At 70.4% G+C, this 5,411-nt stretch carries 5 protein-coding genes; 1 reads left to right on the top strand and 4 read right to left on the bottom strand.

What is annotated here, in order from left to right; translation table 11 throughout:
• The 4 genes from G6026_RS13175 to G6026_RS13160 form a co-directional block, all read right to left on the bottom strand.
• A partial coding sequence (locus G6026_RS13175; protein WP_182613438.1) for an enoyl-CoA hydratase/isomerase family protein occupies positions 1-331 on the bottom strand: 331 nt, incomplete at its 3' end.
• A complete protein-coding gene (locus G6026_RS13170) occupies positions 328-1,314 on the bottom strand; it encodes a nitronate monooxygenase family protein (protein WP_182613439.1) in 987 nt (328 codons plus the stop codon). The genes G6026_RS13170 and G6026_RS13175, both read right to left, overlap by 4 nt.
• Entirely contained in the window at positions 1,314-3,524 is a 2,211-nt protein-coding gene (locus tag G6026_RS13165) for a 3-hydroxyacyl-CoA dehydrogenase NAD-binding domain-containing protein (RefSeq protein WP_182613437.1), read from the bottom strand. The genes G6026_RS13170 and G6026_RS13165 overlap by 1 nt, the downstream gene beginning before the upstream one ends.
• Positions 3,525-3,567: 43 nt before the next feature.
• On the bottom strand, positions 3,568-4,785 hold the full coding sequence (locus G6026_RS13160; RefSeq protein ID WP_107758294.1) for an acetyl-CoA C-acetyltransferase: 1,218 nt from the start codon (positions 4,783-4,785) through the stop codon (positions 3,568-3,570).
• A gap of 160 nt (positions 4,786-4,945) precedes the next feature.
• Between G6026_RS13160 and G6026_RS13155 the strand changes: the two genes are divergently transcribed.
• Positions 4,946-5,411: TetR/AcrR family transcriptional regulator (locus G6026_RS13155; protein WP_182613436.1), on the top strand; the 466-nt coding region annotated here is incomplete at its 3' end.

Below are 5,411 nucleotides of genomic sequence, written 5' to 3'. Positions count from 1 at the left end.
CGTTGACCGCGGCGATCACCGGGACCGGGGCGGTGAGCACCGCGCGGACCAGGGCCGCGGCATTGTCCATGGTGACGTCGGGGCTGGGAGCGTCGGCGGCTCCCTCCCGGATGGACTGCAGGTCCGCCCCGGTGGTGAACGCCGCTCCCTCGCCGGCGAGCACGATGACACGGGTCCCCGCATCCGCACCGTGCTCGGTGATGAGCCCGATCAGCGCGCCGACCGTGTGGTGGTCGAGCGCGTTCATCCGGTCGGGCCGGTTGATGCTGATGGTCGTCACGCCGAGGTCGTCGGTCTCCACCTTGACGGCGTCGCGTCCGGTGGCGGTCATCGGACCGACTCCGCGGCGGCGACCATGCCGGACAGCCGGTCGGTGATGATCGACTCGGCCTCGGTCATCATGCGGTCGACCAGCTCGGCCGCGGTGGGCACGTCGTCGATCAGGCCCTGGCACTGACCCGCCGACCAGATGCCGGCATCCAGATCGCCGTCCTCGAAGACCTTGCGGCCCCGGGCTCCGGCGACGAGGTGCTGGATGTCGGAGAACTCCACGCCCTCGGCCTCCCTGGCCACCACTTCCGCCGAGACGGCGTTCGCCGCGACCCGCGCGGTGTTGTGCAGCGTGCGGAAGATGAGCGTGGTGTCGAGCTCGGAATTGGCGACGATCTGCTGCTTGACCTGGTCCGCGACCGGCGATTCGGCCGTGCACATGAACCGCGTCCCCATGTTGGCGCCGTCGGCCCCCAGGGCCAGTGCGGCCACGAGGCCGCGGGCGTCGGCGATGCCTCCGGACGCCAGCATCGGGATCGTCAGCCGGGCCGCCGCGGCGGGGATGAGAACCAGACCGGGGACGTCGTCCTCACCCGGGTGGCCCGCGCACTCGAAGCCGTCGATCGACACCGCGTCCACACCGAGCTGCTCGGCCTTGAGTGCGTGGCGGACCGAGGTGCACTTGTGGATGACTTTGATGCCGGCCTCGTGGAACACCGGTAGGTGGTCCTTGGGATTGGACCCGGCGGTCTCGACGATCTTCACCCCCGACTCGACGATCGCCTGCCGGTACTCGGCGTACGGGGGCGGGGAGATGGCGGGCAGGATCGTGAGGTTGACCCCGAACGGCTGGTCGGTCATCTCCCGGCAGCGCGCGATCTCGCGGGCCAGGTCCTCGGGCGTCGGCTGGGTGAGCCCGGTGATGATGCCCAGCGCCCCGGCCTCGGACACGGCGGCGGCGAGTTCGGCGCGGCCGACCCACATCATGCCGCCCTGGACGATCGGATGACGGACACCGAACTCCTCGGTGAAACGGGTACGGATCACGGGTGGACCTCCTCGTAGGTGCCACCGGAGGCGGCCTTGGACCGCAGGGACTCCGGCGGGGTGAACCGGTCCCCGTAGCGCTCGGCGAGCTGCTCGGCGCGGGCGACGAAGCCGGGCAGACCGCCCGGGTACTGGTCCATGTAGCGGGCGACGCCACCGGTCCAGCCCGGGAAGCCGATGCCCAGGATCGATCCGACGTTGGCGTCGGTGGTGGTCTCCAGCACGCCCTCGTCGAGGCACTTGACGGTCTCGATCGCCTCGGCGAAGAGCATGCGGTCGATCGCGTCCTGAAGCGGGATCTCGGTGGCACCACCGAAGGCGTCGGCCAGCCCCGGCCACAGTCCGCCCCGTTTGCCGTCGGAGTACTCGTAGAAGCCGGAGCCGCTCGAGCGACCCTTCCGGCCGAACTCGTCGATCATGCGGTCGAGCACGGCGTTACCCGGATGGTCGGGCAGCTCGCGCCCCTCCGCCTTGGCGGCCTCGCGCGTCTCGTCGCGGATCTTGCGGGGCAGGGTCAGGGTGAGCTCGTCCATCAGCGCCAGCACGGGGGCCGGGTATCCGGCCTGCGCCGACGCCTGTTCGATGGTCGGGGCGGGCACGCCCTCGGCGAGCATGGCCATCCCCTCGCTGGTGAAGGTGCCGATGACGCGCGAGGTGAAGAACCCGCGGGAGTCGTTGACGAGGATGGGGGTCTTGCCGATCTGCGCGACCAGGGCCAGAGCGCGCCCGAGGGCATCCTCCGAGGTCTCGGCCCCCTTGATGATCTCGACCAGCGGCATCTTGTCGACGGGCGAGAAGAAGTGCAGGCCGATGAAGTCGGCCGGCCGGTCCACGCCGCCCGCGAGCATGGTGATGGGAAGGGTCGAGGTGTTGGAGCACAGCAGCGCATCCGGGGCGATGTGTGGCGCGATCTCCGCGAACACCGTCTTCTTGACCTCGGGGTCCTCGAACACGGCCTCGATCACGGCCTGCGCGCCCGCGGCCGCGGCCGGGTCGGTGGTGGGGGTGATGCGCGCCAGGAGCGCCTCGCCCTTCGCCTGCGCGGCGTCACGGGCCGGGCCCTCGGCGGCGCGGGCCACGGTCTTGGCGACCAGTTTTTCCGAGTAGCCCCTGCCCCGCTCGGCCGCGGCCTGGTCGACGTCCTTCAGGACGACCTCCATCCCGGCCTTGGCACAGACATAGGCGATGGCGGCACCCATCATCCCGGCGCCCAGGACGACCACCTTCCTCACCGGCGCGCGGTCGGCGGACCCGTGCTTCCCGGCCAGCCCGTTGGCCTTCTGCAGGTCGAAGAAGAACGCCCGGATCATGTTCTTGGCGGTCTGGCCGGTGGCCAGCCGGGCGAAGTAGCGGGCCTCGATCGTCGAGGCCGCGGCGAAATCGACGCCGGCGCCTTCGACGGCGGCCGCCATGATCGCCACTGGGGCGGGGTAGGGGGCGCCCTTGAGCTGTTTCCGCAGCATGGCGGGGAACGCGGGCAGGTTGCCCGCGAGCGCTGGGCTCGAGGGGGTCCCCCCGGGCATGCGGTAACCCTTCCGGTCCCACGGCTGGGTGGCCGCGACCGGGTCGTCGGCGTTGGCGGCGATCCACGCCTTCGCCGCGGGGATCAGGTCATCCGGGCTCGCGACGAGGTCGTCGACCAGTCCGAGCTCACGGGCCTTGCCCGGGCGCAGGCGCCTGCCCTCGAGCAGCACCTCCATCAGGGCCGTGACCACCCCGAGCATGCGCACGGTGCGGACGATCCCGCCGCCCCCGGGCAGCAGACCTAGGCTCACCTCGGGCAGGCCCAGCTGGATGGACGGGGAGTCCACGACGATGCGGTGGTGGGTCGCCAGCGCGATCTCGAGCCCGCCGCCGAGCGCGGCGCCACCGATCGCGGCCACGACCGGCCTGCCCAGCGTCTCCAACCTGCGCAGAGGGGCCTTCGCCCGCTCCACGGTGTCGACCGCCAGGTCCGCCCCGTCGGCCGGGATGCTCAGGATGTCGCCGAGGTCGCCGCCGGCGAAAAACGACTTCTTGGCCGAGGTCAGGACGACGCCCGTGATGTCGTCGACCTCCTCCTCGAGTCGGTCCACGGCGGCCTCCATCGAGGCCAGGTAGTTCGCGTTCATGGTGTTGGCGCTCTGATCGGGATCGTCCATGGTGAGGACGACAACGCCGTCGGAATCGCGCTCGTACGAGATGGTGTTGGTGTATTCGCTGCTCATTGGGTGTTCTCGTCCTTGTATGGCGTCAGGCCGGCGGCTGGGTCTACAGACGTTCGATGATGGTGGCGATCCCCATGCCGGCGCCCACGCAGAGTGTCGCCAGGGCGAAGCGGGCGTCGCGGCGCTCCAGTTCGTCGAGTGCGGTGCCGAGGATCATCGCGCCGGTGGCGCCGAGGGGGTGGCCCATGGCGATCGCGCCACCGTTGACGTTGATCTTGTCCATCGGGACGTCGAGGTCCTTGGCGAACTTCATGGGTACGGCGGCGAACGCCTCGTTGACCTCGAACAGGTCGATGTCGTCGATCGTCAGTCCCGCCTTGGCCAACGCCTTACGCGCGGCCGGGGTGGGACCGGTGAGCATGATCGTCGGTTCCGATCCCACGACCGCGGCGGACACGATCCGTGCCCGCGGCGTCAACCCGTTCCGCTCACCCGCGGCGGCGTTGCCGACGAGCAGCGCGGTCGCGCCGTCGACGATCCCCGAGGAGTTGCCCGCGTGGTGGACGTGGTCGATCCGCTCGACCCAGTGGTACTTCTGCAGCGCGACGGCGTCGAACCCGGCCTGGTCCCCGAGCGCGGCGAAGGACGGGCGGAGGGCCGAGAGGTCGTCCGCGGTGGTCCCGCGGCGGATGTGCTCGTCATGGTCGAGGACCAGCCGACCGGCCACGTCGACCACCGGCACGACCGAGGCGGCGAACCGACCGTCGTCCCACGCGGCCGACGCCAGTTCCTGGGAGCGGGCGGCGAACTCGTCCACGTCGCGGCGGGTGAAGCCCTCGATGGTGGCGATGAGGTCGGCACCGATGCCCTGGGGGACGAACGAGGTCTCATAGTTGACGCGGGGATTCTGCGCCCAGGCGCCGCCGTCGGAGCCCATGGGCACGCGGGACATCGACTCGACTCCGCCGGCGATGACCAGGTCCTCCCAGCCGGCGCGGACCTTCTGTGCGGCCAGGTTGACCGCCTCGAGCCCGGAGGCGCAGAAACGGTTCTCCTGCACACCGGCGACGGTCTGCGGTAGCCCTGCGGCGAGGGCGGCGACGCGCGGCAACACCGCGCCCTGCTCGCCCACTGGTCCCACGATCCCCATGACCACGTCCTCGATCTGCGCGGGGTCGAGGCCGGGGTTCCGCTCGACGATCGACCGCAGGACCCCGACCGCGAGATCGATCGGGGCGACGCTGTAGAGCGAACCGCTGGACTTTCCCTTGCCGCGTGGCGTGCGCACCGCGTCGAAGATGTAGGCATCGGGCACTGACATGGCGGGGTGTCCCCTCTCGGGTCGGTCGATCCGCACGGTCGGCTCGACTCACTCGCATGGATTCGATCACATATATCTGTGAATTCGGGTTTACTATCTCCACTGTATTGCTTGTTGTCAAGATCACACCCCGAACCGCCATCACGAGATCCGAGAGGCCATGACGTCTCCTTCCGCTCCACCCACGTGGTTCCCGGACGTACCTCCTCCGGGTTCGCGACGTGCGGAGATCGCACTGGTCGCGGCCGAGGAGTTCACGCGGCGCGGGTACCACGCGACCCGCGTGGAACACATCGCACACCGCCTCGCCCTGACCCCCGGTGCGTTGTACCGCCATGTTCCGGGCAAGTACGCGATGTTCCGTGACGCGGTCGCCACACTCGTCGCCGAACTCGACACCGCCACGTCGGGCCTCGACGACTTGAACGATCTGGTCGCCTCGGTCACCCGGGCGACGTTGACCCACCGTTCCCGCGCGGCGCTGTACCGCTGGCAGATCCGCTATCTCACCCCGCAGGACCGAGCGGCGGTCGTGGCGGCCGATGTCCGGATCCGGCAACGGTTCGCCGAGGCGATCCGGGGTGACGACGCGGCCTCGTCACCTGGGGCCGGGGCCGGGGCCGGGG

It is taken from the genome of Dietzia sp. DQ11-38-2, from assembly GCF_014145055.1.
GTDB lineage: Bacteria > Actinomycetota > Actinomycetes > Mycobacteriales > Mycobacteriaceae > Dietzia.
This window is presented reverse-complemented; position numbering and strand designations above follow the sequence as displayed.

Excerpts from the sequence above, each read along its gene's own strand:
- G6026_RS13165 (WP_182613437.1), bottom strand. The coding sequence starts at position 3,524 with ATGAGCAGCGAATACACCAACACCATCTCGTACGAGCGCGATTCCGAC.
- G6026_RS13160 (WP_107758294.1), bottom strand. The coding sequence starts at position 4,785 with ATGTCAGTGCCCGATGCCTACATCTTCGACGCGGTGCGCACGCCACGC.